Annotated in this window: 15 protein-coding genes; 6 read left to right on the top strand and 9 right to left on the bottom strand. The window is 61.9% G+C overall.

All coding sequences use genetic code 11. The annotated features are described in order from the left end of the window. Window positions 1–251: 251 nt before the first annotated feature. Entirely contained in the window at window positions 252–1,628 is a 1,377-nt protein-coding gene (locus CIB54_RS21425; protein ID WP_065952577.1) for a pyridoxal-phosphate dependent enzyme, read from the top strand. Then, complete coding sequence (locus tag CIB54_RS21420; protein WP_101220881.1) at window positions 1,625–2,791, top strand: cystathionine gamma-synthase; 1,167 nt, start codon at window positions 1,625–1,627, stop codon at window positions 2,789–2,791. The genes CIB54_RS21425 and CIB54_RS21420 overlap by 4 nt, the downstream gene beginning before the upstream one ends. Before the next feature lie 478 nt (window positions 2,792–3,269). Here CIB54_RS21420 and CIB54_RS21415 read toward each other — a convergent pair whose 3' ends face one another. The 6 genes from CIB54_RS21415 to CIB54_RS21390 all read right to left on the bottom strand — a co-directional run bounded on the left by CIB54_RS21415 (window position 3,270) and on the right by CIB54_RS21390 (window position 13,072). Continuing rightward, a complete protein-coding gene (locus CIB54_RS21415) occupies window positions 3,270–5,468 on the bottom strand; it encodes an OsmC domain/YcaO domain-containing protein (RefSeq protein WP_101220880.1) in 2,199 nt (732 codons plus the stop codon). A 144-nt stretch (window positions 5,469–5,612) separates the two neighbouring features. Further along, window positions 5,613–9,095 (bottom strand): AAA domain-containing protein, encoded by a 3,483-nt coding sequence (locus tag CIB54_RS21410; RefSeq protein WP_101220879.1) that lies wholly within the window; start codon window positions 9,093–9,095, stop codon window positions 5,613–5,615. Window positions 9,096–9,214: 119 nt separating this feature from the next. Beyond that, complete coding sequence (locus CIB54_RS21405; RefSeq protein ID WP_101220878.1) at window positions 9,215–10,624, bottom strand: XAC2610-related protein; 1,410 nt, start codon at window positions 10,622–10,624, stop codon at window positions 9,215–9,217. A gap of 126 nt (window positions 10,625–10,750) precedes the next feature. Then, complete coding sequence (locus tag CIB54_RS21400; RefSeq protein WP_420094164.1) at window positions 10,751–11,527, bottom strand: nucleotidyltransferase domain-containing protein; 777 nt, start codon at window positions 11,525–11,527, stop codon at window positions 10,751–10,753. Continuing rightward, a complete protein-coding gene (locus CIB54_RS21395) occupies window positions 11,524–12,003 on the bottom strand; it encodes a P-loop nucleotide/nucleoside kinase family protein (RefSeq protein ID WP_101220876.1) in 480 nt (159 codons plus the stop codon). Before CIB54_RS21395 ends, CIB54_RS21400 begins: the two co-directional genes overlap by 4 nt. A 40-nt stretch (window positions 12,004–12,043) precedes the next feature. Then, on the bottom strand, window positions 12,044–13,072 hold the full coding sequence (locus CIB54_RS21390; RefSeq protein ID WP_065952570.1) for an apurinic/apyrimidinic endonuclease family protein: 1,029 nt from the start codon (window positions 13,070–13,072) through the stop codon (window positions 12,044–12,046). 252 nt (window positions 13,073–13,324) lie between these two features. On the opposite strand from CIB54_RS21390, the gene CIB54_RS21385 reads away from it, so the two are divergent. The 3 genes from CIB54_RS21385 to CIB54_RS21375 all read left to right on the top strand — a co-directional run bounded on the left by CIB54_RS21385 (window position 13,325) and on the right by CIB54_RS21375 (window position 15,474). Further along, the gene (locus CIB54_RS21385) at window positions 13,325–13,648 is read left to right on the top strand and encodes a hypothetical protein (protein ID WP_065952569.1); all 324 of its coding nucleotides are present in this window, start codon (window positions 13,325–13,327) and stop codon (window positions 13,646–13,648) included. A 114-nt stretch (window positions 13,649–13,762) separates the two neighbouring features. Beyond that, a complete protein-coding gene (locus tag CIB54_RS21380; protein ID WP_065952568.1) occupies window positions 13,763–14,185 on the top strand; it encodes a DUF2231 domain-containing protein in 423 nt (140 codons plus the stop codon). Then, on the top strand, window positions 14,182–15,474 hold the full coding sequence (locus CIB54_RS21375) for a PQQ-dependent sugar dehydrogenase (RefSeq protein ID WP_101220875.1): 1,293 nt from the start codon (window positions 14,182–14,184) through the stop codon (window positions 15,472–15,474). The genes CIB54_RS21380 and CIB54_RS21375 overlap by 4 nt, the downstream gene beginning before the upstream one ends. A gap of 30 nt (window positions 15,475–15,504) precedes the next feature. On the opposite strand, the gene CIB54_RS21370 is transcribed toward CIB54_RS21375, so the two are convergent. Continuing rightward, window positions 15,505–16,413 carry a LysR substrate-binding domain-containing protein gene (locus CIB54_RS21370; protein WP_065952566.1) on the bottom strand — a complete coding sequence of 303 codons (909 nt, stop codon included), beginning with the start codon at window positions 16,411–16,413 and terminating at the stop codon, window positions 15,505–15,507. Window positions 16,414–16,505: 92 nt separating this feature from the next. Between CIB54_RS21370 and CIB54_RS21365 the strand changes: the two genes are divergently transcribed. Then, window positions 16,506–17,474 carry a DMT family transporter gene (locus CIB54_RS21365; protein WP_101220874.1) on the top strand — a complete coding sequence of 323 codons (969 nt, stop codon included), beginning with the start codon at window positions 16,506–16,508 and terminating at the stop codon, window positions 17,472–17,474. On the opposite strand, the gene CIB54_RS21360 is transcribed toward CIB54_RS21365, so the two are convergent. Both CIB54_RS21360 and CIB54_RS21355 read right to left on the bottom strand, forming a co-directional pair. Continuing rightward, on the bottom strand, window positions 17,461–18,873 hold the full coding sequence (locus CIB54_RS21360; RefSeq protein WP_101220873.1) for an MFS transporter: 1,413 nt from the start codon (window positions 18,871–18,873) through the stop codon (window positions 17,461–17,463). The two genes, CIB54_RS21365 and CIB54_RS21360, sit on opposite strands and share 14 nt — an antisense overlap. Before the next feature lie 142 nt (window positions 18,874–19,015). After that, a complete protein-coding gene (locus CIB54_RS21355; protein WP_101220872.1) occupies window positions 19,016–19,546 on the bottom strand; it encodes a GNAT family N-acetyltransferase in 531 nt (176 codons plus the stop codon). Between the last annotated feature and the right edge of the window lie 252 nt (window positions 19,547–19,798).

Here is a 19,798-nt window from a genome sequence, read left to right as displayed (position 1 = left end):
GGCGAGGCCGCGATGGCGGTAGGTCAGGCAACGTGAATGCCAGCAGTGCCGCCGCCTTCGCGGCCTCGCCAAGGCTCGTGCGCTCCCACATTTGCTCATCACCAGTCCCACCTCCCGATCGCCCATGCGCCAAAAAAAGTCATGCATCGGACCGCTCGGTTGCGAGCCTGGCGATAGCGGCCTATGTTTCAAGCCATGCAGTAATTTGCTGTCCCCCCACCCTGTGCCCATCCCGTAACCCAGGTGACGACATGCCTACCCTCTCCCGCCCCGCCGTACTTGAACTGATTGGCAACACGCCGCTGGTCAAGGTCAGCCGCTTCGACACCGGCCCCTGCACGCTGTTTCTCAAGCTTGAATCGCAAAACCCCGGCGGCTCCATCAAGGACCGTATCGGCCTGGCCATGATCGACGCCGCCGAGCGCGACGGCCGCCTGTGCCCCGGCGGCACCATTATCGAAGCCACCGCCGGCAACACCGGCCTGGGCCTGGCGCTGGTCGGTCGGGCCAAGGGCTATCGGGTGGTGCTGGTGGTGCCGGACAAGATGTCCACGGAAAAGGTGCTGCACCTCAAGGCCATGGGCGCCGAGGTGCATATCACCCGCTCCGATGTGGGCAAGGGCCATCCCGAGTATTACCAGGACGTGGCGGCGCGCCTGGCCAAGGATATTCCGGGCTCGTTCTTTGCCGATCAATTCAACAACCCGGCCAATCCGCTGGCCCATGAAACCAGCACCGCACCGGAGATCTGGGCGCAGACCCAGCATGATGTCGATGCGATTGTGGTGGGCGTCGGCTCGGCCGGCACCCTTACCGGCCTGACCCGTTTCTTCAAGCGCGTGCAGCCCGAACTGGCCATGGTGCTGGCCGATCCGGTGGGGTCGGTGATGGCCGAATACAGCCGCAGCGGTCAGCTTGAAACCCCGGGTTCCTGGGCCGTCGAAGGCATCGGCGAGGATTTCATTCCGTCGATTGCCGACCTGTCCAGCGTGCGCCACGCCTACTCGATCAGCGATGAAGAAAGCTTCGACCATGCCCGCCAACTGCTCAAGGCCGAAGGCATTCTGGGCGGCTCGTCCACCGGCACCCTGCTCGCCGCCGCGCTGCGCTATTGCCGCGAGCAAACCGAACCCAAGCGCGTGGTGACGTTCGTGTGCGACACCGGCACGCGCTACCTGTCCAAGGTCTACAACGACCAGTGGATGAATGACGCCGGGCTGTTGCAGTACAAGCATTACGGCGACCTGCGCGACCTGATCGCCCGCCGCTTCGAAGATGGCCGGGTGATCAGCGTCAGCCCCGACGACACCCTGCTTACCGCCTTCCAGCGCATGCGCCTGGCGGATGTCTCGCAACTGCCGGTATTGATCGACGGCCAGCAACTGGCCGGGGTCATCGACGAGTCCGACCTGCTGCTGGGCCTGCATCAGGACGCCGCGCATTTTTCCATGAGCGTGGCCAGCGCCATGACTCGCACCCCACACACCCTGGCCCCCGGCGCCAGCCTGGCCGAACTGCAGGCGGAACTGGATCGCGGCCTGGTCGCCATCATTGCCGACGCCTCGGGCTTCCATGGCCTGATCACCCGCGTCGACCTGCTCAACCATCTACGGAGATCCCTTGCATGAGTCAGCCCGATAAAAGCGCGTTTGCCACCCGTGTGATCCATGCCGGACAGTCCCCCGACCCGACCACGGGCGCGCTGATGCCGCCGATCTATGCCAACTCCACCTACCTGCAAGACAGCCCTGGCGTGCACAAAGGCTTCGACTACGGGCGCTCCCACAACCCCACGCGCTTTGCGCTGGAGCGTTGCGTGGCCGACCTTGAAGGCGGCACTCAGGCCTTCGCGTTCGCCTCGGGGCTGGCGGCGATTTCCACGGTGCTGGAGTTGCTCGATGCCGGTGCGCACATCGTTTCCGGCAATGACCTGTACGGCGGCAGCTTCCGCCTGTTCGACAAGGTGCGCCAGCGCAGCGCCGGCCACAGGTTCAGCTACGTAGACCTGAGTGACGTGTCGGCCTTCGAAGCGGCGCTGCAAGACGACACGCGCATGGTCTGGGTCGAAACCCCGAGCAACCCGCTGCTGAGCCTCACCGACCTCAGCGCCATTGCCCGCGTGTGCCGTGCGCGCGGCATTCTCTGCGTGGCCGACAATACCTTCGCCAGCCCGTGGATCCAGCGCCCGCTGGAGCTGGGGTGCGATATCGTCGTGCACTCCACCACCAAGTACCTGAACGGCCACTCGGATGTGATCGGCGGCATCGCCGTTGTCGGCGACAACCCGGAATTGGCCGAACGCCTGGGCTTTCTGCAAAACTCGGTGGGCGCCATCGCCGGCCCCTTCGACGCATTCCTGACCCTGCGCGGCGTGAAAACCCTGGCCCTGCGCATGGAGCGCCACTGCCGCAACGCGCTGGAACTGGCGACCTGGCTGGAGCAGCAGCCGCAGGTGGCGCGGGTGTACTACCCAGGCCTTGAATCCCACCCGCAGCACGAACTGGCCAAACGGCAGATGCACGGGTTTGGCGGGATGATTTCGGTGGACTTGAACAGCGACCTGGCGGGCGCCACACGCTTTCTGGAAAATGTGAACATCTTCGCCCTGGCCGAGAGTCTGGGTGGCGTGGAAAGCCTGATCGAACACCCGGCGATCATGACCCACGCCAGCATCCCGGCGGCGACGCGGGCGCAGTTGGGGATTGGTGACGGGTTGGTGCGTTTGTCGGTGGGGGTTGAGGATGTGGAAGATCTGCGCGCAGATTTGGCCCAAGCCCTGGCACACATCTAAAGTCAGGCATCAATCAAATGTGGGAGGGGGCTTGCTCCCGATGGCGGTGTGTCAGTCGGCTTATTCACATCTGACCCACCGCTATCGGGGGCAAGCCCCCTCCCACACTGGTTGTGCTAATCGGCCCGAGGTTAGGCGGCGCGGGCAGATCTGGCCCCAGCTCCTGGCAAATACTTGAAGTCAAACATCGCTCAAACTGTGGGAGGGGGCTTGCCCCCGATGGCGGTGTGTCAGTCGGCTTATTCACATCTGACCCACCGCCATCGGGGGCAAGCCCCCTCCCACACTGTTTGTGCTAATCGGCGCGAGGTTAGGCGGCGCGGGCAGATCTGGCCCCAGGTCCTAGCAAATACTTGAAGTCAAACATCGCTCAAACTGTGGGAGGGGGCTTGCTCCCGATGGCGGTGCATCAGTCAGCTTACTGGCAACTGACCCACCGCTATCGGGGGCAAGCCCCCTCCCACATTGACGGTGTACATCAGCCAAGAATGACGTTGGCCCGCGCCGCATGCAGCTTCTTGTAGCTGTCGATCAAGCGCAAATGCCGGTCCAGCCCTTCGAGCTTCATGCTGGTCGGTGTCAGCCCGTAAAAGCGCACACTGCCCTCGACCGAGCCGATCACCGCGTCCATGCGCTCATTGCCGAACATGCGCCGGAAGTTGGCTTCGTAGTCGGCCAGTTCCAGGTCGTCGTCCAGTTCCATTTCCAGCACCGCATTCATCGCCTGGTAGAACAGCCCACGCTCGACGGTGTTGTCGTTGTACTGCAGGAACATTTCCACGCACTCCTTGGCCTCTTCATACTGCTTCAACGCCAGGAAGATCAACAGTTTCAATTCCAGGATGGTCAGTTGGCCCCACGCGGTGTTGTCGTCGAACTCGATGCCGATCAGCGTGGTGATATCCGTGTAGTCGTCCAGCTCGCTTTCGATCAGGCGCTCGACCAAGGCCTGCAACGCGTCCTCATCAAGGCGGTGCAGGTTGAGGATGTCTTCGCGGAAAAACAGTGCCTTGTTGGTGTTGTCCCAGATCAGGTCGTCCACCGGGTAGATTTCCGAATAGTCCGGCACCAGGATGCGGCAGGCGGTGGCGCCCAGGTGTTGGTAAACCGCCATGTACGATTCTTTGCCCATGCCTTCCAGGATGCCGAACAGCGTTGCGGCCTCCTGGGCATTGGAGTCTTCGCCGTGGCCGGAGAAGTCCCATTCGACGAATTCGTAGTCCGATCGGGCGCTGAAAAAGCGCCACGACACCACCCCGCTGGAGTCGATAAAGTGCTCGACGAAGTTGTTCGGCTCGGTAACCGCCTGGCCTTCGAAGGTCGGCTGCGGCAAGTCGTTCAGGCCTTCGAAACTGCGGCCTTGCAGCAGTTCGGTGAGGCTGCGCTCCAGCGCCACTTCAAAGCTTGGGTGCGCGCCGAACGAGGCGAAGACACCGCCGGTGCGCGGGTTCATCAGGGTCACGCACATCACCGGGAATTCACCGCCCAGGGACGCATCCTTGACCAGCACCGGGAAGCCCTGGGCCTCCAGGCCTTCAATACCGGCGAGGATGCCGGGGTATTTGGCCAATACCTCGGCAGGTACGTCCGGCAGGGCAAATTCACCTTCGATGATTTCGCGCTTCACCGCCCGCTCGAAAATCTCCGACAGGCACTGCACCTGGGCTTCGGCCAAGGTGTTGCCGGCGCTCATGCCGTTGCTCAGGTAGAGGTTTTCGATCAGGTTGGACGGGAAATACACCACTTCGCCATCGGACTGGCGCACGAACGGCAGCGAGACAATGCCCCGCGCTTCGTTACCGGAGTTGGTGTCGAACAGGTGCGAACCGCGCAGTTCGCCTTCGCGGTCGTAGACCTTGCGGCAGTAAGCGTCGAGGATCTCGCTCGGCAGCTCGTCGTTGGGGCCCGGCTGGAACCAGCGCTCATCCGGGTAATGCACGAACGGCGCATTGGCCAGCTCTTCGCCCCAGAACTGGTCGTTGTAGAAGAAGTTGCAGTTGAGCCGCTCGATAAACTCGCCCAGTGCCGATGCCAGCGCGCCCTCCTTGGTCGCACCCTTGCCGTTGGTGAAACACATCGGCGAGTGGGCATCGCGCACATGCAGCGACCAGACATTGGGCACGATATTGCGCCACGAGGCGATCTCGATCTTCATGCCCAGGCGCGCAAGGATCGCCGACATATTGGCAATGGTCTGCTCCAGCGGCAGGTCCTTGCCGGCGATGTAGGTGCCCGCCTCCGACGTCGAGTTGGGCATCAACAGCGCCTGGGCGTCGGCGTCGAGGTTGTCCACTTGCTCGATCACAAACTCCGGCCCGGCCTGCACTACTTTTTTCACGGTGCAACGGTCGATGGAACGCAGGATGCCTTGGCGGTCCTTGTCGGAAATGTCCGCCGGCAGCTCGACCTGGATCTTGAAGATCTGGTTGTAGCGGTTTTCCGGGTCGACGATGTTGTTCTGCGACAGGCGAATATTGTCCGTGGGAATATTGCGCGTGGCGCAGTACAGCTTCACGAAGTACGCCGCGCACAACGCCGACGAAGCCAGGAAGTAATCGAATGGCCCCGGCGCCGAACCGTCACCCTTGTAGCGAATCGGCTGGTCGGCAATCACCGTGAAATCATCGAACTTGGCTTCAAGCCGAAGGTTGTCGAGAAAGTTGACCTTAATTTCCATGCGGGCACACCAGAATAACGGGCTAAACAAAATGGCCGCCATTATGAAGATTTTCACCGGGAAGTCGCAGGGTTTTGCGCATGGGCTGCTGATCGGTAGCGCTATGCCAACCGCCTGTGGCCGCTGGCATAGCGTTGCGCGGGACTAGGGCTGGCTTGAGCTCAGGCGTTGCGCCAGGCTCCTGCGGTTGATGGCCAGCTCGCTGCTGACGTCCGGCCCGTGGTAGACCATGGACGTTTCATGGTGCACAAAATCGCCCGAGCGTGCAGCGCTCAGCCAGTTGAATGAGCCGACACACAGCAGTTCCTCATCGGCCATTACCAGCTTGCTGTGTACCTTGTTGACCACGTGCACCTGCACGGCATGGTTTTTCAGCGCTGCGATTGCATCCTGAAAGTAAGCGGCCTTGGCCGGCTTACCTTCGGTGTTGAAGCGCAGGTCAGTGTAGACCGTCACCGGCACGCCTCGCTGCACGGTCTCGCCCATCGCGTCCAAGGCACCGCTTTCGCGCATCCCGCGCAACTTGACCCACGGCGTGACAATCTGCACCTGCTGGCGCGCAGTTTCCAGGGTTCGCAACAGGAACCGATCATGCTCGGCGAATTCATGCAGGTGGCTCAAGCCGGTGCGCACCGTGAGCAAATCCGCCCGGGGTTGGAAGTCGAATGTGAGCTCATTTTCCGGGCTGTTCAGCAGGTACTGCGCCAGACGTCCACGGGGTTTGCTGGCGGGTATCTGGCTGAACAGGTCCATGTCGCCGAACACCAGGAAACTGTCTTTGGCGCGGGAAACGGCCACGTTCAACATGCTGTCGCGGCGGTCGATAAAAGGCCCGTCGGCATGCTTGGAGTACACAGCGGAAAAAATCACCACCGGCCGTTCGGCGCCCTGAAAGGAATGCACGGTGCCCACGGTGAGTTCGCCGTCGCCTTTGCCGGTACGAATACCCAGCGCGCTGCACGCTTGGGTAATGGCCTGGGTCTGGGCGCCAAATGGGGTAATCACCCCGAGGATTTCCCAGAGGTCTTTGCCGTAGCGTTCAGTGAGTGGCTGTTCATGGGCCTTGATCCAGGCGGCGATGGTCTGGGCTTCCAGCAGGTTATGGCGGCTGCCGCCCTGCTTTTGCTGACAGATCCCGTCGATATGCAGGTACCCCAGCCCCGGCAGGCCGCCATCGGGCTTGGCGCCGCGCCGTGGTTGCAGCTTGCCCTTGTAGCAGAGCGCGTTGCAGTAATCGATGATCGAGTCATAACACCGGCGGTGTTCGTACAGGTAAAGGCCGCGCGCCAGGTCGCGGTCGTAATGATAGCGGCTGGTGGACTGTGCAATCGCCATGACGCTGCCACTGGCGGCGCTGCGTCCACTGTCACAAAAGGCCTCGTACTCATCGTCCACGCGGCTGCGTGACAGCAGGCCGGTGGCGAGCAGATTGCCGATATCCACCGCCGGCGGCACCGACCAGATGGGCTCGATCTGCTGCGTGTCGCCAATCACCAGCGCTTGCCGCGCGAGGGCGAACGACGGCGCCGCCACCTCGGGCAGCACTTGGCCGGCTTCGTCCACGATCAGCAGGTCGATGAAATTCAGCGCGTAATCGTCGACAAGGCCGTTGCCATCATGGCGCTCGCAGGACAACTCTCTCGGTAGCCGGTAGAACGTGGCCACGACGCAGGGCGTGAGCTTCATCCAGCGGCGCCAGTTTTTTTCCAACGTCTTGCGGCCGGTTTTTTTGCGGCTCTTGAGAATCAGCGGCAGCTCGTCGATGACTTCCAACAGCCACCGCCCCTCCCAGTAATGCGTGGTCAGCAGGAAGGTCTCGAAGCGCAACGAGGTGTCCGCCCAGCGATCGCAGTCTTCCAGGGTCACCTGGGCGGCGGGCTTGCCGGCCGCCTGGGGTAACCGGCCAATCACCGCCTGCCAGTTCAACAGTTCACGCTGTTCGCCGCGCAGCAGTTGCTCCACACGCTCACGCTGGGTTTCGAGGGTTTTCAGGCTTTGTGCCTGATGCGCCACTGCGGCCGTCAACCGGCGCTCGATGTCATGCACGTCGGTGGCCTCCTGCAACTGTACGTCAGCCTCATCGACGTGCAGTTTGGCCAGGCGCAGGCGCTTGGCGGCAATCGGGCCGAACCAACCGAACAGCGTATACACCAGCGACTCATGGGCCAGGTAATGCCTGAAATCTTTCAGACGTGCCTTGGCATTGGTCAGCCGCTCCGAATGTGCCCGCAGTTGAGCGTCTAGACCCGCGACCGCCGCCTGTGGATCATCGCCCAGCACGGCCTTGAGGGCGTCGCGCGCCACCCGCAATCGGGCCCATCCCTGCTCGATATCACTCAGTTGCTGCAGGCGCAGGCGAATCCGCGCCTGCAGCGCGTCTACGGTGTTTTTGAGCGTGGGCTGCGACTGTCCCGGGAAAGCGATGGCGGCGCGCGCCAGATAAGCCTGCTGCGCTTTATCGACGTAGGCCTGCGTTTCCAGCGCCAGGTAAAAGCTCCTGGTCTGGTAGGTGCGGGCCATCTCCGCTTCCGCCGAGGCCGTCGGAAAGTAGGCGCCAAAGCTGCTGATATCGGGAAGCCAGCGCCCGGCAAAGGGGCCGGTGCCTTCGGAGAAGTCCTTACCAAAGGCCTTGATGATGTTGGTGACCGCCTGGTTGTTCGTCGAACTGGCGACAATCACCGGCGGCTCGCCGCCCTCGGCGGCGGCCCTGGCCCAGAGCGACGCGACCACGGACAACAGCAATGTGGTCTTGCCGGTGCCCGGCGGCCCGTTGACCGCGAGGATATCCCCGGTGTTACCCACCAGCAGGTGCGCGAGACTGTCGCGTTGGGCCGGCGCCAGCGCGTATTCGTCACCGGCATGCCCGCCTCGTCCGGCGAACAGGCCATTGGCCGGCAGGCAGGGTTCATCGGGCGTGGGTTCACGTTGTGCAAAGCGCTCGAACAACGGCGCCTCGGGTTTGGCGAGGCGCAGGTGATCGTATAGCGCAACGATATTGCGACTGAAACCGTCCGCCTTCTGCTCCTTGAACACGTAGCAATAGTTGGCCGGATCGAAACCGTCGTCCTCGCCGTTCCAGGCGTTGCACACCGTTTGGAACATCGTCTTGCAGTAACGCAGGTAAGTGAGCCATTTGTCGCGATATTCGTCCGGCTGCACCTCTGTGCCGGGGGCAGGCACTTCGAATCGGGGTGCGTCTTGCGTGGTTAAAAACCTGTCCAGGTCAGGTTGGGCGCCGATGGTGAAATTGTCGCGGTCCAACGGTTCCAGGATGTCGCGGGGTACCAGCGTGGGGCCGGTCGGATAGATGAGCCCGTCACGGGTGACCGACACCCGGCAAATGATCGGTGTGATAAAGGCCGGCAACCCTCTGCGCGCCATGCGGTGTTCCTGGCGTGAGGCATACACAAACGGGCGCAGCGTGACATCTACATGGAGCCGTTGCGCAGGTTCGCCGGCGAATAGCAGGTCCACCTGCTCGACCGGCAGACAACCGGCGGCCAGGGCGGCCAAAGGTACGACCGCGTAGGTTTTGACATGGCTGGGGGACAGGGCACCGTTGCCGTTTTCCGCGTCGGCCAGCGAGTTTCGCCAGTAGTTGGCAAGCTTCAGAGAGTAGTCGTTCATCGTCCTGATTCGGTGCAGACCGTGACTCACTGTTACGGTCGGTGGCTAGTAAAGTCAAAACCGAGGGTAACGGTTCCATGCGTAAGTGGGCAATCACCTGTGTCTTGGGTTATCGGGCGTCAACGCGGCTGCCTGCGGTACATTCCGGTCAGATAATCCTGCGCGTCCGGCGCCGAGTTGTGATTGATCACGGCAAAGTTCTTCACCAGTTGAATGTGATATGGCCCGTTGGATTTGGGCGCCAGGGGTTCACGCACGATGATCAGGTTGTCGGTTTCCATCGGCACGCGGTGCTGCGCCGTGACGATCACCTTGGAGGTGCCGGCGTCTTTGAGCGTCAGGCTCAATTCCGCGATTTCCCGGCCCTGGGCATCGCGCTCGGGCAGGATGTTCAGCTCCAGGTCACCGTCGCGGCCCAGGAAGTCATCGCGCATCTGGTAGTGGCCACTGCGCTGGTCGCGGGGTACATCGCCGAGTTTTTTGTATTCCGGCTCGCGGTCTTCGTAGCGCAGGTCGATGGCCAGTTCGCGCGGGCTGCCCTTGGCGTCGCTGACCCAGGTACCGCTGTAGAGATAAGGTGCGACGGTCTGCCGGGTGATGCGCCAGATGCCGGTTTGATGGCCGTCATCGGCATACTCGTGCAGATACACGAACGGCTTGCCATCGTACTCGTCCTGGTCGCCCACCAGCTTGATCGGGTTGCCGCTGCCGCTCCTGGTATAACGCAACTCGCCAATCAGCACCGCGCCCTGCTGCTGGTACCAAAGCTGCACCGGGATCTTGCCGTCGAGCGTACCGACCAGGTATTGCGGGTCTTCGTTGACCGGTCCTTCGAGCCGGGAAGTCTCCACCCACTGGCCGTCTTTCCACTCGCCGGTCGTGCGCAGCATATAGCCGCTGGGCATGCTGGAGTTTTCGCCAAACTCTGTGGGCGGGACCTGCTCCTGGGTGTAGGCACCGAGTCGCACCAACTCGCCGCCGCGCATCTGCAAGCGACTGGCTCGAGTCCAGCAGCAACCTCGGTCGGATTGGGAATGGATGATGCCGTCGTTCGGGGTGACCGAAAACATCCCGCCGAAGGTTTCGTTCGCCAGCGCCGACAACGGGCCATTGCGCCGCCATTGCGTTTGCTGCGGGTCCTGCAGGTAGACATCGTAGTGGTACTGACTGTCGTCATCGTCGCTGCTGCCGTTGCGGATCGCCACATCCTGGCGGCCGTCGGCGTCGATATCCAGGAAGTACAGCAGACCGTACTGCCCCATCAAACGATAGGCATCGGTCTTGCCGTTCTGGTCCAGCGGCAAATTGCCGGCCGGGGTGTGCAACTGCTGCAGGATGTCGAGGGTGGTTTTGTCGCGCAGGGTAATAAGTGCCGGTGCCAGTTGTTGCAGGTCTTGAGGCGCATCCGGGAACAGGACTTCCACCAGGTAATGACCGCTGGGATCGTTGAGCGAAAACGAGCGCGGCTCGGCCAGGGCATTGGCCGAAAAGGTCATAAACAGGCATACGGCGCTGACGAGCGAACGCATTCAAAGCATCCTTGCTGAAAATCGGGGCCCGCAGTGTAAAGGCAAATGCTGGATGCATCGAACAAATCGCTACGCGCCTACACCGTTTCAGTTGTGCCGATCGCCCTCCTGCCCCCAGGTGTTGATTTATTCCGACTGCGAAGCCATCCACTCAACAAAAGCGTCAAGACGCTGCAAAAATGCCGCGCACTCGGCGCTTGGATTTCTGGCCTCAAAGAGAAAATACGCGATTTGCGCGACCCTGGTGGGATAACGCCGGGTGAACAGCGCCACATGCTCCTCCAGCGTTTGCGGCCACATCAGTGCGTCGGGTGAACGCAGCGTATGCGTGGAGCGGATCAACTTGCGTGCGGCTTCGCGCTGCAAGCGCAGGCGCTGCGGTGTGGTCGCGGCCTGCAGGATAGTCGCGCGATAGCCTGACAACACCTGCGCAAAATCACCGTTGAGCGCCAGGGCGATGTCTCGGCTTGGCCGGAATGGCTCGAGCCGCAACCCGAGGTCATCGCCCCACACACACCGGCAATGATGCTTGAGCCAGAAGCCCCAGCGATTGTGGTTTTCCGGCGCCAGTACCTGTGCGCGGTGGCCGATGTCGAAATCGATTTTGCTAACACAGGAATGCCGCTTTTCCAGCGCCAGCCGCGTCAGTTCGAGTTGTTCAAGCACCGCGGCCTGGGGTGGGTCACGCAGGACCAGGGTGAGATCGAGGTCGGATTCTTCGGCATGGGCATCGCCTCGGGCGACACTGCCGTACAGGTAGATACCCTCCAGGCCGAATGCGGGCTGTGAAAGCGTCGCCAACACATCCTTCAGTAAAGGCTCGAACTCGGCCTGCACAGGGACGGTGCCGACGCTGACCACGTGGCCATTAAGGTCTACACCCATGGAGTGTCCGGCGCTCACGGCCGATGCACCTCGATCACCAACCCCTCCTCCTCACTCGGCACACAAAAGTGGCGGGTAATCAGGTCGAACTCGGCGTCGGTTGCTGCAAAGTCATGCTCGCCACTGCCGTTGCGTGCGTGCAGCCGCGCACGACAGGCGGCGTCATCCAGTTCCAGGTAATGCAGGCAATGCAGTGCCTGGGCAGCCTGGGCCAGGCCCAGCAGCCATTGGCGATTGGCCAGGGTGTTGGCCGGAAAGTCCAGCACCACGTTGACGCCGGACTTCAGGAGATCGATCACCAGTGGCCCCACCACACCGCGAATCTGCCGGGCACAGGTCAGGTAATCGGCAATCGTCTGGATCTGGCCGGGATACAGCGTAGCAAGCCAGTGGTCTTCGCTGAGCAGGACAGCGGCGTGATCGGTGGCAAGACGGCCGGCAAGGGTGGATTTGCCGGACGCGATCTTGCCGCAGAGCAGATGCAGGGTAGCCATGGGACGGTTCCTTTTGTCAGGCCGTCAAGCATGCCATGGTTCAGGCCGATTGGCTTTGCCAATACCTGTAGAACGCCAGTGCCGCGACGTTCTTATCCTTGGCTTCAAGCATGATGTCGAAGCGATCCAGAAACTGCAGCGCATAGTCGTTGGTCCAGCGGTTCCACATTTGCGCACTGTGGCCGTAGAGGTCGCGCTTGGAAACCACCTTCAACAAGGCGGTCATTTCCAGTTTGTGCTCGGCGTCAAACCCCAATGCCTGCAGGCTTTCCTGGGGCTGGGAGTAATGCAGGGTCGGGCGCACGCCGCGCCAGCTGTCGATCACCCTGGCGACGCGGGGCGAGTGCGGGTCGATGTACTCGTCCTCGTTGATCCAGCAATGGTGAATATCCAACACCACCGGCGCCAGGTCAGCGACTTGCAGGCAATGGTCCAGGCCGTAGGTCTTCTCGTCATTTTCAAAGGTGATGCAGTTGCGCGCCACGTCGGACAAGCGCGACCACACCGCGCGGGTACCCGCCACGCCCAGGCGACCGGCGATATGCACGTTGCACTTGAGGTCCTGGAAGCGCCGGCCGTAGCCCATCATGCGGATCATGTCGGCGTGGTATTCGAATTCGGCCAGGCTGTTTTCCACTACGCCTGGGTTTTCCGAGCCCAGCACACAGTATTGGCCGGGGTGAAACGACAGGCGGATATCCGACGCCCGCGCCAGCGCGCCGATGGCGGCAAAGCCGTCCTGCAACTGGCGCGCGATGGCAGGGTCTTGATACACGGCGGCGACTTTCGGATGGCTGTAGAACGGCAACAGATCACTGCTCAGGCGCAGCATGCGCAAGGTCGGCGGCAGCTCGGCGACGTAGGCCAGCAGGCGCAATTGGGCGGCGAGATTGTGTGTGACCACCTCGACCAGTTTGCCACGTGCCACCTGCGGCTCGACGCTGTCCATCCAGCGCAGCGTGGTGGTACGCGGGTTGAACGGGCCTTCGATCACCTTCAGGGCGCTGGCGGACGGGAGTCGTTCCGGATGCTTGTATTGGCATGCAAAGCCGATGCGGGGGTGGGTCATGGGAGCGCCTGGTGATATGCCATCGGGGAGATTATAGAGGCTTAGGCGATGGATGCTGCCAAGGGTTCATTCGTCAAATTCGGTTGAATCCTGCGCCCTGAGCGGGGTCACCTATTGCAGGACAACATTGGAACGACGACGTTAGAGAGGTGGTTATGAACCTTGCAATGACACTCTTCAGCCTGTTCGCCGGTTGGCTGGCTATTGTGATGTCGATGATGTGGGGCGTGCTGCGGGTGCTGCGCTGGCACCATGATTAACACCCCGGATGGGCGCTATTTCGTGCTCAAGGGTCGACTCTGGCGGCGTACCAACCCGGCGCTGGATGAGCCCGCACGCCAGCGCTGGGTGGATGCGTTGATGGATGCACGTCGTGCCGTCAAAGCGGCCAAGGCCTGCGGCGACCCACAACAATTGAAGCAGGCCCGCGAGCAGGTACAGCGCGCGAAGGTCGCACTGGGTGAGCGCGGGCCGGTGTGGTGGACGGATGGCAGCCCGGATTTCAATCGCTACAAGGTGGTGAACACACCCTACGCCGACTGGTTCGATAAACATTCCGACACGAACCCCCAGTGAACTTTCTCACAAACGACACGCTCCTTTCCTAAGCAAGTCTCTATGCAAAGACTCTGCAAAGTCATCGCACACCTGCCACCAAGGCGTGCCGAACGATAAGGAGCTGCACCGCCCATGACTACCCTCCCCGCCTATCGCTGCACACCAGGCCCGCTGCATGCGACATTGCTCGCCGGCAGCGTGCCGCTGTTCCTGGGCGCCCTGCTCAGTGACGTTGCCTACGGCCAGACCTACCAGATCCAATGGGCCAACTTCGCCTCCTGGCTGATCGCCGGTGCGTTGGTGTTCAGTGGATTTGCCCTGTTGTTCGCGCTGGTCAATCTGCTGCGCGCCGACCGCAAGGCCGGGCGCCCTGCGGCCTACTTTCTCCTGTTGCTGGCCGCCTGGGTGCTGGGGCTGATCAACGCCTTCCAGCACGCCAAGGATGCCTACGCCATGATGCCGACCGGCCTGGTGCTGTCGGCAGTCGTCACCCTGCTGGCGATGCTGGCGACCTGGATCGGCCTGACTAACCTGCGCTCGGGAGCTGCCCAATGAAAACCACCCGCACATTGACCTTGTTAAGCGCAGCGTTGGTACTGAGCGCCTGCGGTGGTGAAGGCGACAAGACCCAGGTCCACGGCCCCGATCCCAAGCTGCCAGCGCAACAAAGCAGCCTGCTGCCGAGCATGAAAATCGCCGAGCCGGCCGCCTGGGGCGATCAGAAACCCAAGGTACCGCAGGGCTACAGCATCACGGCCATTGCCACCGACCTCGCCATTCCGCGCCAGACCCTGGTACTGCCCAACGGCGATATCCTCGTCGCCGAAGGTCGTGGCGGCAGCGCGGCCAAACTCAAGCCCAAGGACGTGATCGCCAGCCTGATCAAGGCCGAGGGCAATACCAAGGTCAAGAGCGGCAATCGCATCACCCTGTTGCGCGATGCCGACGGTGACGGCACCTACGAACTCAAGACCTTATTCGCCGACAACCTCAATGCGCCCTATGGCCTGGCTTACGCCGATGGAAAACTGTACGTGGCCAACCAGGATGCGCTGGTGCGCTTCGACTACACCGACGGCCAGACCAAGGCCAGCGGCGCCCCGACCAAAGTCACCGACCTGCCGGCCCAGATCAATCATCACTGGACCAAATCCCTGGCCGTGAGCGAGGACGGACGCCAGCTCTACGTCGGCATCGGCTCCAACAGCAACATCACCGAGCGCGGCATGGAAGTGGAAATCGACCGGGCGATGGTCTGGCAGATCGACGCCGCCACCGGCGCGCACAGACCCTACGCCACCGGCCTGCGCAACCCGACGGCGCTGACCATCCAACCGGGTTCGGGGCAGTTGTGGACCGTGGTCAACGAACGCGATGAATTGGGCCCGGACTTGGTGCCCGATTACCTCAGCTCGGTACGCGAAGGCGCCTTCTATGGCTGGCCCTACAGCTATTGGGGCCAGAATGTGGACCCGCGTGCGCAACCGCAGAATCCGGCCAAGGTCGCGTCGGCGATCAAACCGGATTACAGCCTGGGTTCTCACGTAGCCGCACTCGGCGTGGATTTCTCCATCCCGGCCATGGGCGAAAAATTCGCCGACGGCGTATTCGTTGGCGAACACGGCAGCTGGAACCGTGACAATCCGGTGGGCTACAAAGTGATTTTCGTGCCCTTCAGCAACGGCAAACCGGCCGGCGAGCCTGTCGACTTCGCCACCGGCTTTCGCGGTGACGACGGCAAGACCCGTGGGCGTCCGGTGGGCGTGACAGTCGACCCGAAAGGCGCGCTGATCATTGCCGATGACCTGGCCAATACGGTCTGGCGCGTGACACGTAATCAATAACCGGGGATGACAGGGGCCGTCGCGCCCCTGTCAGCCGTCACGCTGCAACTGCGCCTCGAGCCAGGCCAGCAGTGCCACGACCTCATCCCGATTGCCTGCCCCTTGCTGCCTGTAGACCGAAATAGCCTCTGGCAAAAACACGCTCTCGGCACAGGGCCTGACCAATGCTCCACTCTCAATCAGCCTGCTTGCGGTACGACGCCAGCCCATGGCCATACCATGTCCTTCCACGGCGGCCTGCAACATCAGCGGGTAGCTGTCGAACGTGACGCTGCGCGCGTCACGGGCCAACGACTGACCGAACACGTTCAGCCACTCATCCCACGCCATCAAGTGCGGAGGTTCGCTGCTGTGGTGCAAAAACGTGCAGGCCGCCAATTCAGCCAGCGCCAGCGGTTGTTCCGGGCACAGGTAAGCGGGACTGCACACCGGGAACACTTCATCGGAGGCGGTAAACATCAGCGCGTGGGCGCCACTGGCGCGCCGGGTACTTTGCAGGGCGACATCGAAAGGGTCATTGAACTGCGTGATCGGCCGCGTGCAGGTCACCACCTGGATTTCAATCTGCGGGTATTGCTGGTGGAACGTCGCCAACCGCGGCATCAACCAATAAAACGCCTCGCACAGCTGACACAGCAGCACCACCCGATTGCGCCGCGGGGACGCCCTCAGGCTGGCCGCGCCCTCACTGATGCTTTGCAACGCGAGGCTGACCACCCGCCCCAACTCACGCCCCTCTTGAGTCAGGAACACTGCACGGTTGCGTCGGCAGAACAGCTTCACCCCAAGATTGTCTTCCAGCCCGCGTATCTGCCGGCTGACAGCCGCCTGGGTGATGTGCAGTTCATCGGCCGCCCTGGAAAAACTCTCCAGGCGCGCTGCGGCTTCAAACGGCAACAAACTGGCAAGAGGCGGTAGGGTTTTTCCAAGTAGATTCATAATCTCAGGTTATGTACTCAGGACCGAGAACTCGTTTGTAGCACACCCGCGTGGCTGGGCACCATGGACCCATTACTTCATGGATCAGCCTGATGAGCACTTCCCCCTCCCCTGTAATTGCCGGCGTGATATTCGCGATGGTCGCCACCCTCGGCTGGGCGCTGAATTTCATTGCGCCCTATGTCACAGGCGCCTACAGCATCTACGACCTGATGAGCGTGCGCTTTCTGATGGCCGGTGGGCTGGGCGTGGCCGGGGTGATCCTGTGCCGCGCGCAACTGCGTGCGCTGAGCCTTGGCCAATGCCTGCTCGCGGCAGTACTGGGCGCATGGGGTTGCCTGGGTTATGGCGTATGCATTGCTGCCGGCGTGATAGTCGGCGGCCCGGTATTGACGCCGGCGTTTGTTGGGATGGTACCGGTGCTACTGGCGCTGCTCGGCAACTCCAGCCATAAAACCCTGCGCTGGCGCCAATTGGTGAGGCCGTTGTGCTGTATCACGGTGGGGCTGTTGCTGACCAATATCAGCAGCGTCCACCAGCCCTCTCCGAGCCCCCAATCCTGGCTGGCCGGGCTGTTTTTCTCCTTGGTCGCGGTGGCCTTATGGGTGGGCTTCAGCGTGATCAACCAGAAGCAGATGGCGCACCTGCCCGCCAACGTGACAGGCCTGTGGACCGCCCTGATGCTGACGGGCGCAGGTGTCGCAACGCTGTTGATCCTCCCATGGACATACGCGACGGGCCTGTTGCGCTTGCCAACCCTGGGCGCTGGCTGGAGCCAGGCATGGGCGCTGTATGCCTGGAGCCTGGTGATTGCCGTGATGTCCACCGTCGTCGGTGCCTGGGCCTGGAACGCGGCAACGCGGCGCCTGCCCATGGTGCTCAGTGGCCAATTGATTGCGCTTGAGTCCTTGTTCGCCACGCTGCTCGGCCTCTGGTTTCATCAGCGCTGGCCAACCCCCATGGAAACAGCAGGGCTGGCCGCAGTGCTGGTCGGCGTCATGATGTCGGTGCGGATCATTCTGGCCGATGCGACGTTTCCAGGCCGCGCTACAGGTCGGTGATTTCCTTGTGGCGCGGCACCAGCGCCTTCATCACGCTCCACGCCACCAGGTACGCCAGGGCACAGATCGCAAACATGATCATGTAGCCGGTGTGGATGTCGTTGATGGACTTGTAGTAGTCAAATACCCAGCCGCCGATCTTGGTCATCACCACACCGCCCAGGCCGCCTGCCATGCCGCCGATACCGACCACCGACGCGACGGTTTTCTGCGGGAACATGTCCGACACCGTGGTGAAGATATTGCATGACCATGCCTGGTGCGCCGAAGCACCCACGCCGATCAGCAGTACCGGAACCCAGAAGCTGATGTAGCCCAACGGCTGCGCCAGCAACACCACCAGCGGGAACAACGCGATCACCAGCATGGCTTTCATGCGGCCATCATAGGGCGCATCGCCCCGCGCCATGAAATAACTGGGAAACCAGCCGCCACCGATGCTGCCGACCATGGTCATGCTGTACAGCACGGCCAGCGGCATCACGATATCGGCGCCCTTCATGCCGTACTGCGCCGACAGGAACGTGGGCAGCCAGAACAGAAAGAACCACCACACGCCGTCGGTCATGAACTTGCCGAAGGCAAAGGCCCAGGTCTGGCGGTAGGTGAGCAACTTGAACCATGAGACTTTTTTCGCGGTTGCGCCCGCAGGGCCCACTGAGGTTGATGCGAAGGGTTGTACGGTCTGATCACTGCGAATGTAGGCCAACTCTTCGGCCGACAGGCGCTTTTGCTGCTCAGGTTTTTCGTACACCGCGGCCCAGACCGCCACCCACACGAAGCCCAGCATGCCGATGACCATAAAGGCCGCTTCCCACCCCCACATGCCGGCGATCAAGGGCACACAGATTGGCGCCAGGATCGCGCCCACGTTGGCCCCCGAGTTGAAGATGCCGGTGGCAAAGGAGCGCTCTTTCTTGGGGAAGTACTCAGCCGTGGCCTTGATCGCGATGGGAAAATTGCCCGCCTCGCCAATCGCCAGCACCGCGCGTGACAGCATGAAGCCAGCAATCGACACCGGAATCACCGCCAGGCCGATGGCACTGCTGACTGCCGCAATGCCCTCGCCCATCTGCACCGAGAACGCATGCATGATCGCGCCGGTGGACCAGATGCCGATCGCCACGACGTAGGCGGCCTTGGTGCCGATCTTGTCGACAAAGCGTCCGGCGAACAGCATGGAAATCGCGTAGACGAACTGGAACACCGCCGCGATGTTGGCGTAATCGGTATTGCTCCAGCCAAATTGCGTCGACAACTGCGGCGCCAGCAGGCTGAGCACCTGACGGTCGAGGTAGTTGACGGTCGTGGCGAAAAACAGCATCGCGCAGATCGTCCAGCGATAGCTGCCGACCGCCTGGCCGACACGATGGGCACTGATGGGCTCGTTCAGATTCATGGCATCACTTTTTATTTTTGTTAGATAGGACATATGTAACGTCATATGTCGTCGTACAACCGCGACTTTTATATCGAGCTGTTCTGACGGTGTCAATCTGAAAAATCAAGGTCAGCCAAGGTGTATAGGGGAGAGACGAAAATCAGGCTGAGCGAGTTGTAGGATGACAAGCGCGCATTACCAGGCTAGGCGCTTGGCCGGGCACATCGTCCAGCAGGCCGAATGGCTGCAAGCCGATTTTTTTCAACACCCGGATCGACGCCGCATGATCCGGCCGTACCAGGCCGAACACTTCAGGCAAACCCAGCGAGTCGAACGCCAGCGCCAAGGCATCGCGTCCGACCTCGGTGGCATAGCCCTGCCCCCAGGCTTCGACGGCGAATCGATAACCGAGATTAATGCGCCGCGCGGTTAGATACTCGAGCGGTGCAATGCCGCCGAAACCGATGATCTGCTCGGGGCTCTCGCGCCGCGCAATCGCCCACCAGCCGTAGCCCTCGCTGGACCATTGCTCGATCCATCGGCCCAGCAGGCGCTGGGCGTCCTCGATACCGGCCATGGGGCCGGCAGGATTGAACAGGTTGGTCTGGGGATCGCCGAAGATGGCGAATAAACGCTCTACGTCTTCCGGAACAGGTGTGCGATAGACGAGACGTGACACGCTGTCTGGCATCAGATGGCTCCACTGGGGTAAAAAACTAATGGCTCTCAAACCCACCCAGCATAGGCATTTACACAACTCTGTAGCGCCCACCCGTCACCACGATGCGAAGCGAGCCGCTCTTGATCTTGATCTTGATCTTGATCTGCTTTTGATCTCAGGCGCCCCGTTAAACCACGCTGGCCGAACGCAGGCTTGAATCCGTGGGCAACCCGGCAGGACGCCGGGTTAGCCGCACTGGGCCAGGGATGGCCCATTGCGGCG

Origin of the sequence: Pseudomonas fluorescens (genome assembly GCF_002837185.1) — a bacterium.
In the GTDB taxonomy this organism is placed as follows: Bacteria; Pseudomonadota; Gammaproteobacteria; order Pseudomonadales; family Pseudomonadaceae; genus Aquipseudomonas; species Aquipseudomonas fluorescens_AM.
The sequence above is the reverse complement of the archived record's forward strand: the minus strand, read 5'-3'. Positions and strand labels throughout refer to the sequence as shown.